This is a genomic window from Agrococcus baldri, from assembly GCA_900114805.1.
GTDB classification, from domain to species: Bacteria; Actinomycetota; Actinomycetes; order Actinomycetales; family Microbacteriaceae; genus Agrococcus; species Agrococcus baldri.
On record FOZN01000002.1, the window covers coordinates 175624 to 192974 of the forward strand.

The 17351-nt window shown below is 71.5% G+C and carries 16 protein-coding genes and 3 tRNA genes; 6 read left to right on the plus strand and 13 right to left on the minus strand.

Annotated features, from left to right (window positions below; genetic code table 11):
- Nucleotides 1-14 precede the first annotated feature (14 nt).
- Both BM288_RS04975 and BM288_RS04980 read left to right on the plus strand, forming a co-directional pair.
- Nucleotides 15-572, plus strand: a complete 558-nt coding sequence (locus tag BM288_RS04975; RefSeq protein WP_092916557.1) for a histidine phosphatase family protein — start codon at nt 15-17, stop codon at nt 570-572.
- The gene (locus BM288_RS04980; protein ID WP_318255344.1) at nt 569-1942 is read left to right on the plus strand and encodes an FAD-binding oxidoreductase; all 1374 of its coding nucleotides are present in this window, start codon (nt 569-571) and stop codon (nt 1940-1942) included. The genes BM288_RS04975 and BM288_RS04980 overlap by 4 nt, the downstream gene beginning before the upstream one ends.
- An 82-nt stretch (nt 1943-2024) precedes the next feature.
- On the opposite strand, the gene BM288_RS04985 is transcribed toward BM288_RS04980, so the two are convergent.
- Both BM288_RS04985 and BM288_RS04990 read right to left on the minus strand, forming a co-directional pair.
- Nucleotides 2025-2396: an FKBP-type peptidyl-prolyl cis-trans isomerase gene (locus BM288_RS04985; RefSeq protein WP_092916559.1), complete on the minus strand. Its 372-nt coding sequence runs from the start codon at nt 2394-2396 to the stop codon at nt 2025-2027.
- A gap of 63 nt (nt 2397-2459) precedes the next feature.
- The gene (locus tag BM288_RS04990; protein WP_177220257.1) at nt 2460-4178 is read right to left on the minus strand and encodes a cation:proton antiporter; all 1719 of its coding nucleotides are present in this window, start codon (nt 4176-4178) and stop codon (nt 2460-2462) included.
- Nucleotides 4179-4272: 94 nt separating this feature from the next.
- On the opposite strand from BM288_RS04990, the gene BM288_RS04995 reads away from it, so the two are divergent.
- Nucleotides 4273-4695 (plus strand): OsmC family peroxiredoxin, encoded by a 423-nt coding sequence (locus BM288_RS04995; protein ID WP_092916563.1) that lies wholly within the window; start codon nt 4273-4275, stop codon nt 4693-4695.
- A gap of 551 nt (nt 4696-5246) precedes the next feature.
- Here BM288_RS04995 and BM288_RS05000 read toward each other — a convergent pair.
- Together BM288_RS05000 and BM288_RS05005 are read right to left on the minus strand one after the other, a co-directional pair.
- Nucleotides 5247-5319, minus strand: a tRNA-Arg gene (locus tag BM288_RS05000).
- A gap of 86 nt (nt 5320-5405) precedes the next feature.
- Nucleotides 5406-5609 carry a cold-shock protein gene (locus BM288_RS05005; RefSeq protein WP_072314408.1) on the minus strand — a complete coding sequence of 68 codons (204 nt, stop codon included), beginning with the start codon at nt 5607-5609 and terminating at the stop codon, nt 5406-5408.
- A 194-nt stretch (nt 5610-5803) separates the two neighbouring features.
- Between BM288_RS05005 and BM288_RS05010 the strand changes: the two genes are divergently transcribed.
- Nucleotides 5804-6973, plus strand: a complete 1170-nt coding sequence (locus BM288_RS05010) for a hypothetical protein (RefSeq protein WP_092916565.1) — start codon at nt 5804-5806, stop codon at nt 6971-6973.
- A 105-nt stretch (nt 6974-7078) separates the two neighbouring features.
- Here the strand turns inward: BM288_RS05010 and BM288_RS05015 are convergent.
- The 5 genes from BM288_RS05015 to serS form a co-directional block, all read right to left on the minus strand.
- Nucleotides 7079-7170: transfer RNA gene (locus BM288_RS05015), tRNA-Ser, on the minus strand.
- Between the two features lie 101 nt (nt 7171-7271).
- On the minus strand, nt 7272-8546 hold the full coding sequence (locus BM288_RS05020) for an LCP family protein (RefSeq protein WP_092916567.1): 1275 nt from the start codon (nt 8544-8546) through the stop codon (nt 7272-7274).
- Between the two features lie 32 nt (nt 8547-8578).
- A tRNA-Ser gene (locus BM288_RS05025) sits at nt 8579-8663 on the minus strand.
- 128 nt (nt 8664-8791) lie between these two features.
- A complete protein-coding gene (locus BM288_RS05030; protein WP_092916569.1) occupies nt 8792-9592 on the minus strand; it encodes an HAD family hydrolase in 801 nt (266 codons plus the stop codon).
- A complete protein-coding gene (gene serS, locus BM288_RS05035) occupies nt 9589-10851 on the minus strand; it encodes a serine--tRNA ligase (protein ID WP_092916571.1) in 1263 nt (420 codons plus the stop codon). Before serS ends, BM288_RS05030 begins: the two co-directional genes overlap by 4 nt.
- An 83-nt stretch (nt 10852-10934) precedes the next feature.
- On the opposite strand from serS, the gene BM288_RS05040 reads away from it, so the two are divergent.
- Complete coding sequence (locus BM288_RS05040) at nt 10935-11912, plus strand: diacylglycerol/lipid kinase family protein (RefSeq protein ID WP_092916573.1); 978 nt, start codon at nt 10935-10937, stop codon at nt 11910-11912.
- 51 nt (nt 11913-11963) lie between these two features.
- Here the strand turns inward: BM288_RS05040 and pheA are convergent, their stop codons facing one another.
- Nucleotides 11964-12905 carry a prephenate dehydratase gene (pheA, locus tag BM288_RS05045; protein ID WP_092916575.1) on the minus strand — a complete coding sequence of 314 codons (942 nt, stop codon included), beginning with the start codon at nt 12903-12905 and terminating at the stop codon, nt 11964-11966.
- Between the two features lie 65 nt (nt 12906-12970).
- Here pheA and pgm point away from each other — a divergent pair, with 65 nt between their 5' ends.
- The gene (gene pgm / locus BM288_RS05050) at nt 12971-14620 is read left to right on the plus strand and encodes a phosphoglucomutase (alpha-D-glucose-1,6-bisphosphate-dependent) (RefSeq protein WP_092916577.1); all 1650 of its coding nucleotides are present in this window, start codon (nt 12971-12973) and stop codon (nt 14618-14620) included.
- Nucleotides 14621-14808: 188 nt separating this feature from the next.
- On the opposite strand, the gene BM288_RS05055 is transcribed toward pgm, so the two are convergent.
- The 3 genes from BM288_RS05055 to BM288_RS05065 are packed head-to-tail and all read right to left on the minus strand — an operon-like array spanning nt 14809 to nt 17213.
- Nucleotides 14809-16047: a CapA family protein gene (locus BM288_RS05055; protein ID WP_092916579.1), complete on the minus strand. Its 1239-nt coding sequence runs from the start codon at nt 16045-16047 to the stop codon at nt 14809-14811.
- Entirely contained in the window at nt 16047-16349 is a 303-nt protein-coding gene (locus BM288_RS05060) for a hypothetical protein (protein ID WP_092916581.1), read from the minus strand. Before BM288_RS05060 ends, BM288_RS05055 begins: the two co-directional genes overlap by 1 nt.
- 24 nt (nt 16350-16373) lie before the next feature.
- Nucleotides 16374-17213: a M15 family metallopeptidase gene (locus BM288_RS05065; RefSeq protein WP_092916583.1), complete on the minus strand. Its 840-nt coding sequence runs from the start codon at nt 17211-17213 to the stop codon at nt 16374-16376.
- Nucleotides 17214-17351: the final 138 nt, after the last annotated feature.

Consider the following 17351-nt stretch of genomic DNA (forward strand, 5'->3'; position numbering starts at 1 on the left):
GTAGGCTCGTCGTCATGGAGATCGCGCTCGTCCGCCACGGCCAGACCGACTACAACTTCACGGAGCGCCTGCAGGGCACGACCGACAACCCGCTCAACGAGGCGGGCATCGCGCAGGCGCACGAGGCCGCGCGACTGCTCGCCGATGAGCAGTGGGATGCGGTGGTCTCCTCCGCCCTGCAGCGCTCCACGGTGACCGCCGACATCATCGCCGCCGCGCTCGACCTCGAGGTCGCCGGCCACTACGCGAGCCTGAACGAGCGCGCCTACGGCGAGGCCGAGGGCCTCACGAAGGAGGAGGCGATCGAGCGCTTCGGCACCGACTGGCCGGGCCAGGAGGGCTTCGAGGAGCTGCAGCGGCGCGCGGTCGCCGCGATCGAGGAGATCGCGGCCGCGCACCCGGTGGGCGCGCTCGTCATCGTCGGGCACGGCACCTTCATCCGGGCGTTCGCCGACCATGTCGTCGGCTTCCCGACCGTCAAACCGGACAACGCGAAGTCGGTGCGCTTCGAAGGGATGCCGGGCAGCTGGCGCGTGACCCAGGGACTGGTCCGCAAGGAGCTGCACCCGTGAGCGCGGCGGCAGCGGGCGCGCCCCCGGCGGGACTCGACGCGCTGCGGGCGGTGCTGCCGGCCCACGTGCTGGTCACCGATCCCGCCAGGCTCGAGCCCATGCGCGCCGACAAGTCGGGGCACCGCTCGGCGGCCGCCCCGTTGGCGATCGTCGAGGCCGAAGCCGCCTCGCACGTGCAGGCGGCGATGCGCTGGGCGAGCGAGCACGGCGTGCCGGTGGTGCCGCGCGCGGCCGGCACCGGCCTCGCGGGCGGCGCCATCGCCGGCGGCGGAGAGCTGGTCGTCTCGGTCGACACGATGCGGCGCGTGCTCGACGTCTCGCTCATCGACCAGTCCTGCGTGGTCGAGCCGGGCATCCGCAATGCCGAGCTGAACGAGCTGCTCGCCGCCCACGGCCTGTGGTGGCCGCCGGATCCCGCCAGCCGCGCCATCTCGACCGTCGGCGGCAACATCGCCACCAACGCCGGTGGTCTGCTGTGCGCGAAGTACGGCGTCACGCGCGAGTGGGTGCTGGCGCTCGACGTCGTGCTCGCCGACGGGTCGCTCATCTCGACCGGCCACCGCACCGTCAAGGGCGTCACGGGGCTCGACCTCACGGCGCTCATGATCGGCTCCGAGGGCACACTCGGCATCGTGGTCGGCGCGACGCTCAAGCTGCGGCCGATCGTCGAGGGCGCCGTGTGGACGGTCGGCGCCTTCTTCGACGACGAGGCCACCGCAGCCGCCGCGTGCACGGCCATCACCGCCGCGCGCATCCGCCCCGCCATCATGGAGCTCGTCGGCATCGACGCCGTCAGCATGCTCGCCGCCTACTCGGGGCAGCCCATGGAGGGTGCCTTCGTGCTGGTGCAGACCGACGACCTGGGCGCGGCGGCGACCTCGGAGACGGTCGCGCAGATCCTCGCCGCCCACGGCGGCCGCGTCGAGCGCACCGATGATGCGTCCCGATCGGATGTACTGGTGCAGGTGCGCAGGCAGGTGCACTTCGCGCTCGAGTCGTTCGGGACGGTGCTGGTGGAGGACATCGCGGTGCCGCGCTCGCGCATGGCGGAGATGTTCCGCGCCTGCCACGAGGCGGCCGCCCGGCACGGCGTGCGGCTCGCGGTGACGGCGCACGCCGGCGACGGCAACCTGCACCCGACGTTCGTCTTCGACGGCGAGGTGCCGAGCGACGCGGTGTGGGCGTGCGCGAACGAGGTGTTCGCGGCCGGCATCGCGCTGGGCGGCACGCTCACGGGCGAGCACGGGGTCGGCATCCTGAAGCGCCGCTGGCTGATCGACGAGCTGGGCGAGCGGCAGCTCGCGCTGCAGCGCGCCGTGAAGGCCGCGTTCGACCCGCAGGGCATCCTCAACCCCGGGAAGGCCCTCTAGCGCAGAATCTCAACGTGCGAGGTGGTGGCTCGGCGCAACTGTTGCGCCGACTGCGCGCCTCGCACGTTGAGATTGTCTGCAGCTACTTGACGGCGACCAGGTCGCAGACGAAGATCAGCGTCTCGTTCGGGCCGATCACGCCGCCCGCGCCGCGCTCGCCGTAGGCCAGGTGCGGCGGGATGACGAGCTTGCGGCGGCCACCGACGCGCATGCCCTCGATGCCCTGCTCCCAGCCCTTGATGACCATGCCGACGCCGAGCGGGAACTCGAGCGGTGCGCCGCGGCCGTAGGAGGCGTCGAACTCCTCGCCGGTGGAGTGGGTCACGCCGACGTAGTGCACGGCGACCTGCTTGCCGTTCACGGCCTGGTCGCCGTCGCCGACGGTGATGTCGGTGATCTCGAGGTCAGTGGGTGCGGGCCCCTCGGGGGCGTCGATCTCAGGCTTCTCAGTCATGCGTCAATCCTTGCACGATCGACTGCGCGGCTCTGTGCTCGTCCGCCTCCGGGCTCGTCCGGCTCAGTGCTCGTCCTCGTCGGCCTGCAGCCCGATCTCCTCGCGGTCGATGATGCGCTGCACCACACTGACCGTCGACGAGTCGAAGCGGCCGGTGCGCCGCACCTGGTCGAGCCAGAACCGCTCGGCGTCCACCGCCAGGTGGCGCAGGCGCGCGATCTGCGCGACATCAGTAGTCGCGTCGTCAGGGTCCACCTCGGCGACGTGCGCGGCCCACGCGCGACGGGACCGCATCCGCTCGCCGGCCGCTTCGACGAGCGCCTCGTCGATGCCCTGCAGGTCGGCCTCCCGCTGCATCGCGTCGATGCCCGCCTCGATGGTCTCGCCGAGCAGCTCGTCGAGCTCCTGCCGGCGGCGCTCGGTGCGGTCGTGCGTGAGATGCAGCGCCTTCACCAGCCAGGCGAGCGAGCCGCCCTGCACGAGCAGCGTGACGATCGCGACCACGAAGGCGGCCAGCACCAGCTCTGCGCGCATCGGGGTGTCGGCGGGCAGCGTCTGCACGGCCGCGACCGTGACGACGCCGCGCATGCCGGCCCATCCGATCGCGAGCATGTCGCGCCAGCCGAGCTTCTGGTCGTCGAGGGCGATGATGTCGTGCCCGCGCTGATCGTGGAGGCGCTGCAGCTTGCCGGCGCGCTTCGATCCCTCTCCGAGCTGCTCGAGGCGCTGCGCGAGCCGCTGCTGGTCGCGACGCCTGCGCTTCGCGTGCGCGCGCAGCCAGAGCAGCAGCGGCGGCATGGAGGCGAAGCGCACGATCAGCAGCAGCAGGCACAGCAGCAGGCCGACCAGCACGACGCCGGCGAGGTGTCGCTCGCCCGCATCCACTGCCTCGATCACAGCCGGCAGCTGCATGCCCATGGTGAGGAAGACGCCGTTCTCGACGATCACCGAGAAGGTGCCCCACGTGGCCGCCTCCTGCGCGCGCCGCGTGGCACGGATGCGCATCTGGCTGCGGTTGCCGATCACCAGTCCGCTGATGACGACGGCGACGATGCCCGAGCCCTGCAGCGCCTCGGCGGCAAGGAACGAGAGGAACGGCGTCGCGAGCGAGATGGCGGTGTCGATGGCGCGGTCGGAGGCGTACTGGCGGATGCGCACGGTCGCGTAGCCGACGGCGGCGCCGACGACGAGGGCGACCACCACCGCGATCGCGAAGTCGGCCACCAGCGGCGCCGCCTCCACGTCGGAGTTGCCGGCGCGGGTGATGGCCGCGACCGCCGTGCTCAGCAGCACCAGCGCCGTGGCGTCGTTGATCAGGCCCTCGCCCTCGAGGATCGTCACCACCCTGGGCGGCAGACCGAGCCGCTTGCCGAGCGCTGTCGCGGCGACCGCATCGGGCGGCGCGACGACGGCACCGAGCGCGAGCGCGCCCGCGAAGCCGACGATCGGCCAGATCGACTGCACGACGAGCGCGACGGCGACCGCGCTGACCGCGACCAGGATGACCGAGAGGTAGCCGATGACGCGGAGGTTGCGGCGGAAGTCGACCGCTGGCACCTTGAGCGCCGCCGTGTAGAGCAGCGGCGGCAGGATGATGGTGAGGAAGACCTCTGGCGGCACCTCGATCTGGGGGGTCACCGGCAGCAGCGAGATCGCGCCGCCCAACACCACCAGCAGCAGCGGCGCAGCGACCCCGATGCGGTTCGCGATCGTGGCGACAGCTCCGATGATGAGGATGCCCACGACGACCACGAGCGTCACTTCCGTGGTCACACCGTGCATCTTCAGAGGGTACCGGCCTGTGCTTTCGGCACGGTGCGGCATAGCCTGGAGGAGTCGGCCCAGGCTCGGCGCCGATCGCAATCAAGGAGGAATCATGGCCATCACCTCGAACGCCACCGCGACCTGGAAGGGCGACCTCGGCACCGGCAGCGGCACCGCCTCGCTCGGCTCCGGATCCAGCTTCGACATGACCTGGAAGGCTCGCGCCGAGCAGGGCGGCGGGTCGACTCCAGAAGAGCTGATCGCCGGTGCCCACGCATCCTGCTTCTCGATGGCGCTCTCGAACACCCTCGCCGAGGCCGGCCACACCGCCGACTCGCTCGAGACAGCGGCGAAGGTCTCGTTCGTCGCCGGCACGGGCATCACCACCAGCGTGCTCTCCGTCACCGGCCGCGTCCCCGGCATCGACCAGGCCCAGTTCCAGGACTACGCAGAGCAGGCGAAGGCCGGCTGCCCCGTCTCGCAGGCGCTCGCGGGCGTCGACATCCAGCTGGAGTCCGCAACGCTCGAAGGCTGATTGCAGGTGTTGCAAAAGTTCCTCTGGTTGAAAGCGGTTCGACCGGCTATAAACAGAGGTGACGGGTACCGCGTAGACAAAGGAGTGACATGAAGAGGTTCCAACAGCTTCCCACCCATCTGCTGGTCACGCTCGGCGGTGACGACGACATCATCATGTCGTCGATCATGGGCGACGACGACATCATCATGTAACGACCAGCCCGAATCGCTGCGGCCGCGGCGCCGACTCTTTGAGTCGGCCCGCGGCCGCGGTGCGTCAGCCTGACGGACGTCCCCCTCGACATGGTCCAGGTCAGGAGTGCTCGGGGCCGCTGCGTCGGCGTGCGCGCCAGCGGGCCGCAGCTGCCTGCAGCGCCGACTGCGGCAGGTCGACGATGAGGAGCAGCAGCGCGACGAGCCAGTTCTTCACGTGCTCAGCCTACGCAGGCCCGGCGGCGCCCGGCTGGAGAGGCTGCAGGCGGGAACCCCTGCCCGACCGAGCGGTCGACGCCGGGGAACCACGAAGGCCACCTGCTCTCGCAAGTGGCCTTCTACTGTCTCAACACAGTGCGCGCCCGGAGGGATTCGAACCCCCAACCTTCTGATCCGTAGTCAGATGCTCTATCCGTTGAGCTACGGGCGCAAAATGGCCGAACGGCCAGGGATCAGGTTACATGATCCCTGGCCGTCAGCGCGAATCGAGTCACGCCGCGAACGGCGCGACCAGGCTCACAGGGGGCGGATGTCCGCTGCCTGCGGGCCCTTGGTGCCCTCGACGATCTCGAACTCGACTGCCTGAGCCTCTTCGAGGGTCTTGAAGCCGTTGGACTGGATCTGGCTGTAGTGAGCGAACAGATCCTTGCCGCCGTCGTCCGGAGCGATGAAGCCGAAGCCCTTGCCGGAGTCGAACCACTTGACGGTGCCGGTTGCCATATTTCCTTCAATCAATGCAATGCAGCCGAAGCTGCGTTCAAAAGCGCAGAGCAAGATCCGCTCTGCACCCTCGTCAGCGTAGCGGGTGAACGTGGTGCTCCGCTGAGAAACTTTCTGCGGCGGCCGCTCCAGTAGTCTGCTGGTGCCTCGTGCGATAGCCGACGGACCCCCGCCCTAGCCCCTCGGAGCTCCCGATGACGTTGTTCGAGCAGCGACCCTCGTCGGCGCCTCGAGGCCTCGGTCAGGGCGCGGCTCGCGCCGCGATCACCATCGCCGGCACGCTCGCGGCTGCGCTCGCGCTGACGGCGTGCGTGGGGCAGCCGCAGCTGCAGCTCGAGACCTACCCGAGCCCGGCGGCCGTCGTGCCGGCGACGCCCACGGCAGCCGCCCTGCCGCTGCCGGACGCAGACGTGGTCGAGCTCGCGGACCGCATGTTCCTCACCGCGGAGGGCCGTGCGACGTTCTACGCCGCCCAGCCGAGGCTCGCGGATGCCGAGGAGATCGAGACGGCGTGCGCCGATGCGGTCGAAGCGGATGCGGCCGGCTGGTTCACCGGAGGATGCTTCGTGGGCGGCCAGCACCGCGCCGCCGACCGCATCTTCGTCTTCCGCCCGGGCGATGAGCGGCTCGCGGAGTCGATGGTGACCGTCGCGGCGCACGAACTGCTCCACGCCGCATATGCGCGGCTCAGCCTGCTGGAGCGGGCGACCGTGGACGGGCTGGTCGCAGAGGTCGCCGGTCGCGTGCCCGCCGAGGACCCGGTGCACGAGCAGATCGAGCGGTCCACCGACGGCGACGCGTCCACGCGCGCCAACGAGCAGTTCGCCTACCTGGGCTCGCAGGTCGCGCTCGAGAGCGGTTTCCCCGCGCAGCTCGAGGGCGTCTACGCGCGGCTCTTCACCGACCGTGCTGCGCTGGTCGACACCCACCGCCGCGCCGCCAGTGTGGTCGAGGACTCGATCGCCGCGGCGGATGCGGCCATCGCGAGCGCTGCGGCGCAGGAGTCGCAGAACGCGCGCGACCGCGCGCAGCTCGACGCCGATCGGGGCGGCTACGAGACGGCGCTCGCCGCGTACACCGCCGATGTGGAGCGGTTCAACGCCATGCCGGTCGAGGAGCGGGCGCGCTGGCAGGTCACGCTGCAGCCCGCCGGCGCCGAGCCCATCACGATGAGCTGGGAGGCATCCCTGACCTACCGATACGAGGAGCTCGAGCGCATCCGCGGTGACCTCGAGGCGCGCGGCTCCGCGCTGTCCGCCGCGGAGGCCGCCGCCGCAGACCTGCGCGCCGACGCGGAGCAGCGCCGCGCCGACGCGATCGCGCTCATGCGCGCAGCCAACCCGAACGCCGTCATCTCGGAGTGACGGCCGACTGCGCGACGCGGATGCGGATGCGGATGCCCGCAGGAACGCCGGCCGGCGCCGGGCACGACGAAGGCCCCGCATCCGTGGATGGCGGGGCCTTGGGCCTGGTGGAGACGGAGGGATTTGAACCCTCGGTCCCCTATTGGGGACTCCACCTTAGCAGGGTGGTGCACTAGGCCGGACTATGCGACGTCTCCTCGGCCCGCCGAGAGCAGGCCAGCGGCCAGTCTAGCAAAGGCGTGGGCGGTCTCGAGACGACGCCCGCGGCGCCGGCTCCAGCGGCGAGTGCGGCGAGCGGTCAGCTGCCGTAGGGCACGACGCACGACTGCTGCGACGCATCCTGGCCGACCACACCCTCGAGGCCGTCGGTCTGCGTGGGTGTCGGCGTAACGCCCGGCGTCTCCGTGGGCTCCGGCGTCTCGGTGGCGACCGGTGTCTGGCCGCCGAGCTCGCCCGGATCGGGTGTCGGCGTGGGCGTCTCGTCGGTCGAGCCGATGCCGAGCGAGTCCTCCCCGAGCGAGATCGGCAGATCGAAGCGGATGCGTCGCATCAGCTCGTCCGCCGCGTCCTCGTCGGGGTAGACGCGGTTGCCCTCGAGGAAGTTCGGGTAGAGCACGAACTGCATGGTCTCGAGCGGGATGTCGGCGAGCACGCGCGCCATCGACACCATCGTGCCCACGTTGCCCAGACCGGAGGAGAGCGTCATGTTCTCGAGCGCCACCTGCGAGATGCCGTAGAGCTTGGTGAAGTCGGTGAGCACCGCATCCGACTGCAGGGTGCGCACGAGCGACGAGAGGAACACCTGCTGCGACGAGATGCGCGCGAGGTCGGAGCCGTCGCCGACGCCGTGGCGCGAGCGGAGGAACTGCAGCGCCTGCTCGCCCTCGAGGTCGTAGGTGCCCGCCGCGGGGATCGTCAGGCCCGTCCACGGGTCGTCGATCGGCCCGGCGAAGCAGACCGGCACGCCGCCCACGGCGCTCGACATGCTGATGACCCCCTGGAAGGTGATCATCGCGGCGTAGGGCACCTCGATGCCGGTCATCTCAGAGACGAGCGTCGCTACGCACGAGAGGCCGCCCCGATTGAGCGCCTGGTTGAACTGCACGTTGTCGGCCGCCGGCTGCGTGACCCCGGTCTCGGGATCCTCGCAGGCGGGGAAGTCGACGACCAGGTCGCGCGGGAAGGAGACCACCCGCGCCTGGCTGTGGTCCTCGCTCACGTGCATCAGCATCGTGACGTCGTTCAGCATCCCCTCGCCGTACGAGCTCTCTCCGAACTCGGCGCCCTGCCCCGTGCGCTGGTCGGAGCCCACCAGCAGGATCGTGAAGCCGCCCTCGTACGGGGCGAAGCCGGCCTGCGCCGGGGGCACCTCGGCACCCAGCTCGACCGTCTGCAGGCCGGTCGAGAACCGCAGCGCCGAGACGCCGACGACCCCGATGCCCGCGACCAGCAGCACGGCGACGCTCAGCGCCGCCCAGCGGAAGACGTGCGCGATGCCCGAATGGCGGCGCAGCCGCCCGTGGCGGGGCGACATCGACGAGGTGTCGACGCGCGACACGCGCTCCTCCGACATGGCACCCCCTCCTGCGATCGCGAAACCCGGTGCGGAGGGCGTGGGATTCGAACCCACGAGGCATTGCTGCCCACCGGTTTTCAAGACCGGCTCCATCGGCCGCTCGGACAGCCCTCCAGTCGGCCCGCCAGCGACTGGGACGCAATGGGGCCTCGGGAGATTGTACGGTCCCAGCGGATGCGTCGGCTACGGCGACGCTGTCGGCCCGCTGTGGAGACGGCGCGACCGGGCGCCGCCGGCGGGGCTCAGTCGCGCAGCAGCGCTTCGAGCACGAGCGCCAGGCCGTCGCCGCCGACGGTCGCGGTGACCTCGTTGGCGGCCGCCTTCACCTCGACGGGCGCCTGGCCCATCGCGACCGCGCGCCCCTGGCCGGCCACAGCCCACTGGAACATGTCGATGTCATTGCGGCCGTCGCCGACCACCAGTGTGCGGCTGCGCGGGATGTCGAGCAGCTCGGCGACCCGAGCGAGGCCCGTCGCCTTGTTGACGCCGTCGGGCGCGATGTCGAGCCACGACGAGTAGCCGATCGCATAGGAGACCTTGTGCAGCCCCATCGACTCGACGATCTCGAGGAAGTCGTCGACGTGGTGATCGGGGCTCATCACCACGACGCGCATCGCCGGCGTCTCGAACAGCTGCTCGAACTCGACCTGCTCGGCGTTGTCGAGACTCCAGTCGATCATGCCGTTCGTGTAGCGGCGGTGCCCGGTGGCGTCCTCGACCATGAACGAGCCGGTCGGCAACCCCGCGGCGATCGTGCGCAGCGCCGGCGCGGGGTCGAAGGTCTCGACGTGGATCGTCTCGTAGGCGTCGCCGCGACGCTCGAGCACGAGCGCGCCGTTCGCCGACACCAGGTGGCTGGGCTCGATGCCGAGGCGCTCGGCGGTCGACTCGGTGGTCGGCTGCGAGCGGCCCGTCGCCAGCACGACGGCGTGACCGGCGTCGACGACCGCACGCACCGCATCCGCCACCCTCGGAGACATCGAGTCGTCCTCGTGCACGAGGGTGCCGTCGATGTCGAGGCCGATGAGCAGGGGCTCGCTCATGCTGCCGGCTCGATCAGCTCGAGGCCGCCCAGGTAGGGCTGCAGCGCCGCGGGCACGCGCACCGAGCCGTCGGCCTGCTGGTGGGTCTCGAGCAGCGCGACGATCCAGCGGGTGGTCGCGGCGGTGCCGTTGAGGGTCGCGACCGGGGCGGTCCTGCCGCTCTCGGTGCGGTAGCGGGTGCCGAGCCGGCGCGACTGGAAGGTGGTGCAGTTGGAGGTGGAGGTGAGCTCGCGGTACTGCTGCTGCGAGGGGATCCACGCCTCGATGTCGAACTTGCGCGCCGCGCTCGAGCCCAGGTCGCCGGCGGCCACGTCGATGACGCGGTAGTCGAGCTCGCACGCCTGCAGCATGCGCTCCTGCAGGGCGCGCAACCGGTCGTGCTCGGCCTCGGCCTCCTCCGGCTTCACGTACGAGAACATCTCGAGCTTGTTGAACTGGTGCACGCGCAGGATGCCGCGGGTGTCACGCCCGGCGCTGCCTGCCTCGCGCCGGTAGCAGGTCGACCAGCCCGCGTAGCGCAGCGGCTGCTCGAGGTCGACGATCTCGTCGGCGTGGAAGCCCGCCAGCGCCACCTCGCTCGTGCCGGTGAGGTAGAGGTCGTCGGCGGGCAGGTGGTAGACCTCGGCCGCGTGCTCGCCCAGGAAGCCGGTGCCCTGCATGATCTCGGGCCGCACGAGCGTGGGCGTCACCAGCGGCGTGAAGCCGTCGGCGAGCACCTGGTCGAGGCCCATGGTCATCAGCGCGAGCTCGAGCCGCATGCCGATACCGGTCAGGTAGTAGAAGCGGGTGCCGGACACCTTCGCGCCGCGCTGCAGGTCGAAGGCCCGCAGGCTCTCCCCCAGCTCGACGTGGTCGCGCGCCTCGAAGTCGAACGCGCGCTGCTCGCCGTGGGTGCTGAGGGTGACGAAGTTCTCCTCGCCGCCGGCGGGCACGTCGGGGTGCACGAGGTTGCCGAGCCTCGAGACGGATGCGTCGAAGGCGGCCTCGGCGTCGGTCACGCGAGCCTGCGCATCCTTCACGCCGCCGGCGAGCGCCTTGCCCTGCTCGATGAGCGCCGGGCGCTCCTCCTTCGCGGCCCTGCCGACCAGCTTGGCGTGCGCGTTCTGCTCGGCGCGCAGGCCCTCGTACTCGGTGATGGCGGCGCGGCGGGCGGCCTCGGCGGCGAGCGCCTCGTCGACGTACGACACCGGGTCGCCGCGGCGCTCCTGGCTGGCCTTGACGAGGTCGGGCTGGTCACGCAGCAGCTGAGGATCGATCACGGCACCAGTCTACGAGCGGTCAGGCGGATGCCGTCCCAGGCTCCTCGGGGTCAGCGCCGGGCCGCGCGGGGTACGGTTCCCCCATGCGAGCAGGCGTCGTCTTCAATCCGGTCAAGCTGTCGCGCGACGAGCTCGCGCCGCAGGTCGAGACGGCGCAGCCGCTCGAGTGGTCGGAGCCGGTCTGGTTCGAGACCGACCCGGACGACGGCGGTGAGGCGGCGGTTCGCGCGGCGCTGGACGCCGAGATCGATCTGCTCATCGTGGCCGGCGGCGACGGCACGGTGCGCATCGCGGCAGATCTGATCACCGGCACGACGGTGCCGCTCGCGATCATCCCGGCCGGCACCGGCAATCTGCTCGCCCGCAACCTCGGCATCGATGTGACGAGCCTGCGCACCGCCATGCGCACGGCGTTCGAGGGCGAGGAGCGCGAGATCGACCTGGGCGAGCTCGAGCTCGAGTCGTCCGACGGCACGCGCTCCCGCCACGCCTTCGCGGTGATGGTCGGGTTCGGGCTCGACGCCGAGATGATCGAGGCGACCGACGAGGAGCTCAAGAAGAAGGTCGGCTGGCTGGCCTACGTCGATGCGGCGGGGCGCGTGATCGCCTCGCTCGACAAGGTGCGCGTGCAGGTGCGCATGGACAGCCGGCGGACGGTGCGGCAGACGGTCAACACCATGGTGATCGGCAACTGCGGCACCGTCACGAACGGCATCGTGCTGCTGCCCGACGCGGCGATCGACGACGGCCTGCTCGACATCGCGCTCATCCGCCCGCGCGGCGCGCGCGGCTGGCTGCAGGTGGCCGGCTACATCACCCGCAACAACCTGCTGGTGACGAAGCTGCTGCGACGCAGGGGCCACCTCGGCAAGCAGCGCACGGGCGCGGCACTCGGCTACGGGCAGGCGAAGGAGACCGTCGCGCGGCTGCTCGAGCCGCGCGCCGTGCAGGTCGACGGCGATGTGGTCGGCGACGCGGTGGCGCTGCGTGCGACGATCCGCGAGGACGCGCTGGTGGTGCGGGTGCCGAAGAAGCGCGCCGGCCGCGGCCCGGCTGTCTGAGCCCGCTCGGCCCTGCTGCTCGGCCCTACTGCTCCGGCCTACTGCTCCGGCCTACTGCTCCGGCTCGCCGGCCAGCAGCCCGCGCAGCCAGTCGCGGGCATCCTCGAACGAGGCGTCCGTGTAGCGGCGCTCGACCTCGCTGCGCTGGCCGTCAGCGCGCGGGTACGAGCCGAGGAACGTCACCTTCGGTGAGAAGCGCTTGAGGCCCAGCAGCGCATCCGCCACCCGCTCGTCGCGGATGTGCCCGCTCGCGTCCATCACGAAGCGGTAGCGGCCGAGTCGGTCGCCGATGGGGCGCGACTGGATGAGCGAGAGGTTGACGCCGCGGGTCGCGAACTGCTCGAGCATGTCGAGCAGCATGCCCGCCTCGTCGCTCGGCAGCTCGACCACGAGGCTCGTCTTGTCGGCGCCGGTGGGCTCGCCCGGAGCGCCCGCGCGACCGACGAACAGGAACCGGGTCACCGCATCCGCGTTGTCGCCGATGCGGTCGGCCAGCACCTCGAGGCCATCGACCCAGTGGCCGATCGTGGGGGTCGACAGCGCCGCCTGCGCTGCGCCGCCGCCCACCAGCTCGGCGGCGGCGGTGACGTTGGAGGCGGCCGGCAGGTGGGCCCGGCCGGGCAGCTCGCGCTGCAGCCAGCCGGTGCACTGCGCCCAGGCGACCGGGTGCGCGGCGATCACCGTGATGTCCTCGAGGCGCGTGCCGGCGGGGGCGACCAGCGAGAAGTTCACGCTCACCACGTGCTCGGAGAGGATGCGCAGCCCGGGGATCGCCGCGAGCGCGTCCTGCGCGGCGGTGACGCCGCCCTCGATGGAGTTCTCGATCGCGATCATGGCGGCGTCGCTGCGGCCCTCGGCGACGGCGGTGAGCGCCTCGGCGACGTTCGCGACCGGCACCCGCTCGGCGTCCTCGAGCCCGGGCACCTGCTCGAGCGCGGCCTCGGTGAACGTGCCGCGAGGGCCGAGGAAGGTGACGACGCGCGGCTGGCTCATGGATGCCAGCCTACGGCCGTGCGCACGCCCTGCCGCCGCTGAGCCACGGGTGCTTGGATGGGGCCATGAGCAGAGCAGGCACGACCGCCCAGCCCCAGGACCTCATCGATCTCGCCGCCCTCGAGCGCGCGTACTTCGAGCTCGTGCCCGACGTGGCGAACCCCGACCAGGCGGTGGCGTTCGGCACCAGCGGCCACCGCGGCAGCGCCCTCGACACCGCCTTCAACGAGACGCACATCCTGGCGATCACGCAGGCGATCTGCGAGTACCGCGCCGACCAGGGCATCACCGGGCCGCTCTTCATCGGCCGCGACACGCACGCGCTCTCGCTGCCCGCCGAGCGCACGGCGCTCGAGGTGCTGGTCGCCAACGGCGTCAGGGTGACGGCGGATGCGCGGGGCTCGGTGACGCCGACCCCGGCCGTCTCGCGCGCCATCCTCGACTACAACCGGGACGCATCCGCCAGTGACGGACGGCAGAGCGACCGAGCCGACGGGATCGTCGTCACGCCGAGCCACAACCCGCCCCGCGACGGCGGCTTCAAGTACAACCCGCCGCACGGCGGGCCTGCCGACTCAGATGCGACGGGCTGGATCGCGAAGCGCGCGAACGAGCTGATCGCTGGCGGCCTCGAGGGCGTGCGACGGGTCGCCGTGGAGGGCTCGAGCGACAGCCGCGTCGAGCTGTACGACTTCCGCGAGGAGTACGTGAAGGGGCTCGGCCGGGTCATCGACTTCGAGGCGATCAAGGCCGCTGGCATCAGGATCGGCGCCGACCCGCTGGGCGGCGCGGCGGTCGAGTACTACGGCGCGATCGCCGAGCGGTACGGCATCGACCTGACCGTCACGAACCCCACGGTCGACGCCACCTGGGCGTTCATGACGCTCGACTGGGACGAGAAGATCCGCATGGACTGCTCGAGCCCGAACGCGATGGCCTCGGTGCTCGCGCGCAAGGACGAGTTCGACATCCTCACCGGCAACGACGCCGACGCCGACCGGCACGGCATCGTCACGCCCGACGGCGGGCTGATGAACCCCAACCACTTCCTCGCCGTCGCGATCGAGTACCTCTACGCGCACCGGCCGGGCTGGCGCGCCGACGCCGCCATCGGCAAGACGCTGGTCTCCTCGTCGATGATCGACCGGGTGGCGGATGCGCTCGGTCGCCGCCTGTGGGAGGTGCCGGTCGGGTTCAAGTGGTTCGTGCCCGGCCTGCTCGACGGCTCCGTCGGCTTCGGCGGCGAGGAGAGCGCCGGCGCCTCGTTCCTGCAGCTGGACGGCACGGTCTGGACGACGGACAAGGACGGCATCCTGCTGTGCCTGCTGGCCTCGGAGATCCGTGCGGTGACGGGCAAGTCGCCCTCGCAGCTGTACGGCGAGCTGACCGAGCGCTTCGGCGCGCCCGTCTACGAGCGGGTGGATGCGCCGGCGACGCGGGAGCAGAAGGCGCGGCTCGGCAAGCTCACGGGCGACGCGGTGACGGCGACCTCGCTGGCCGGCGACCCGATCGTGGCGAAGCTGACCGAGGCGCCCGGCAATGGCGCTGCGATCGGCGGGCTGAAGGTCGTCACCGAGCGCGCCTGGTTCGCCGCGCGGCCGTCGGGCACCGAGGACGTCTACAAGATCTATGCCGAGTCGTTCGTGGGCGCCGACCACCTGCGCGAGGTGCAGGCCGAGGCGAAGGCGATCGTCGATGCGGCCCTCGCTGGTTGACGGAGGCCCGGCGGGCCTCCGTCGCGAGGGCCGCCGAGCGCGCAGCGCGAGGATCGCTGGTTGACGCGCCGCCCGCCAGCCCACTGACCGGTGGAGCAGACCGCGACCAGTGGAGCGGCTGGACCACCGGTGGCAGGTAACTCCACCGGTCGGCGAGTCGTCGGGCCGGCGCGCGGCGTGGTCGGAGGTCAATCCTCGAACGAGTCGGTGACGATCCGCACGTCGGGACCCAGCGCATCCGTCACCAGCTGCATCCCCGACTCGACCGTCAGCTCGTTCCGCCAGGCCGACCGCGTGATCGGCTCGGCGGCGTCGACCAGCGGGTGCAGCTGCAGATTGCGCCGGTTGACCCACTGCCCGTTCGCGAACTGCGCCGGCGTCAGGTCGAAGTGCATGTAGATCGGCACGGCGGCCGGGTCGACCACCTCGATCTCGCCGCCCGGCAGCCCGACGAGCTCGAACTGCGCCACCGCGCTCACCACCCGCGGGATCGCCATCTGCGTCGTCACCGAGTTGCCGAGCGAGTAGTAGACGAACGCGCGCGAGCCGTCCTCGCGCGTCAGCCACTCCGCCTCCTGCAGCACGTGCGGGTGCGTGCCGAGGATGACGTCGGCGCCCAGCTCGGCCAGCCGCTGCGCCTGCTCGCGCTGCCGCTCGTTGACCGTGCCCGAGTACTCGTCACCCCAGTGCACCGCGACGATGGTGGCGTCGGCGGACTCCTCCGCCTCGGCCAGCTGCGTCTCCACCAGCGGATCGTCCAGCCAGGTGACGGCGTGGTCGCCGGTGGGGGTGTTCGAGAGGTCGACGAAGTTGAGGAACGCGACCGTGAGGGCCGTGCCGTCGTCGCCGGCGATGACGGTGGTCGGCACCTCGGCCTGCTCGGCCTCGGAGCGGAAGGCGCCGTGGATCAGCAGCGGGTCGAGCCCGTCCCACACCTCGCGCGTGCGGTCGATGCCCTCCTGGCCGCGGTCGAAGGTGTGGTTGTTGCCGAGCCCGATGGTGTTGCAGCCGGCGTCGGCGATGCCCTCGGCGAACTCGACCGGCGCGTTGAACGCCGGGAAGTACGTCAGTCCCATCTCGACGCCCCCGCTGGGCGCCTCCTGGTTGCAGTAGACGAGATCGCTGTCGGCCCAGATCGGCCGCGCCGCATCCCAGAAGTGCCCGTACTCGTAGGTGCCGTCGGGCTGCAGCGCGTCGGCGGTCACCGAGTCGTGCGGCAGGATGTCGCCCATCGCGCTCACCGCGACGGTCACCGGCTCCGGCGTCGGGGTGGGGGTGGCGGATGCGCTGGGCTCGGCCGCGGGGTCGCTGGCACCGGGGTCGGTCGCACCGGGCGTCGGGTCGAGCGCGCCCTGCTGGCAGCCGGTCAGCAGCAGGATGCCCAGCGCGGCAACGCCCAGCAGCCGCGGCGCTCGGAGCTGCCGCATCAGGCGTTCGCCATGGCGATGTAGATGACCACCAGGATCACGATGACGACGAGCGTCATGCCCCAGTCGCCGGCCGTGCGCGGCCCACCGCCGCTGCTGCGGTGCGATCTGCTCGAGCTCGAGCCCCGGTTCCAGCTGCTCGAGCCGCTCGAGCGGCGTGAGCTGCTCGAACCGCCGAAGAAGCCGCCGCCGCCCGACCGCGACCCGCCGCCGAAGAAGCTGCGGGAGCCGCCGCTCGAGCGGAAGCCTCCGCCGCCGCCGCTGCGCGAGCCGCCGCTCTTGAATCCGCCCATCTTCGCCATGCAGGCAGAGTATCGGGCGACGCCTCAGCCGTAGTTCGGCGCGTGGCCCGCCCCCAGGAACTCCTCGTAGGTGGCGATGCCCTGATCGTGCATCGCGCTCGCGACCTCGACACCCACGAAGCGCAGGTGCCACGGCTCCCACTCGTAGCCGGTGATGCCCTCGAGCCCGCGCGGGTATCGCACGATGAAGCCCTGCTGCCAGGCGTTCTCGGCGATCCAGCGGCCGGCGGCGGTGTCGCCGAAGCAGGTGTTGAGGCGGCACTGCCCGCCGGTGCCCACGACGTCCACGGCGAGACCGGTCTGGTGCTCGCTGTGGCCGGGCCGCGCGCTCGTCGTGTCAGCCTCGGCCTGCCCCCACCGGGCGACGTAGTTGTTGTACAGCCCCGTCTGGGTCGCGTAGCTGCGGTACGACGAGAAGACGTGCACGCCCTCGCCGATCGCCGCCCGCATGGCAGTCGACAGCCCGGCCAGCGCGGCGTCGGTCTCGGGCCGCACGGTCTCGTCGCCGTCCTGGGCGATCGAGACGCTCACGAGCTGCGGCACGTAGTCGGCCGGCTGCAGCGGGTTGCGCTTGTTGACCAGCACCTGCGCGCTGCTCGCGGGCCCGGCGTCGAAGCCGCTCGGCGGCCCCTGCTGGTCGGTGCCGGGCTCCGGCTCGGGCTCGGGCTCGGTCTCGGGCGGCGAGACAGTGGTGACCGGCGCCGGGGTCGGCGTGCCGCTCGGCACCGCGCTCGGCGTGGGCGCGGGCGTCGGCGCCTGCGAGGTGACGGTGGGCTCGGCGGTCTCCGGGGGTTCCGGCGCGACCGGCTCGGCACAGCCGGCCAGCACGAGGACGGCGGCCATCGCCACCAGAAGTCTGCGCATCGTTCCATCGTGCCATCTCCCGCCTGCGAGCACGTGCTCGCGCACGGCGCCGATGTCGGGTAGTGTTGGCAGGTCATTCGCTTGGCTAACGACCCGACCCAGAATGGAACCCTCTTGACCCAGCGCGAACCGCGCCCC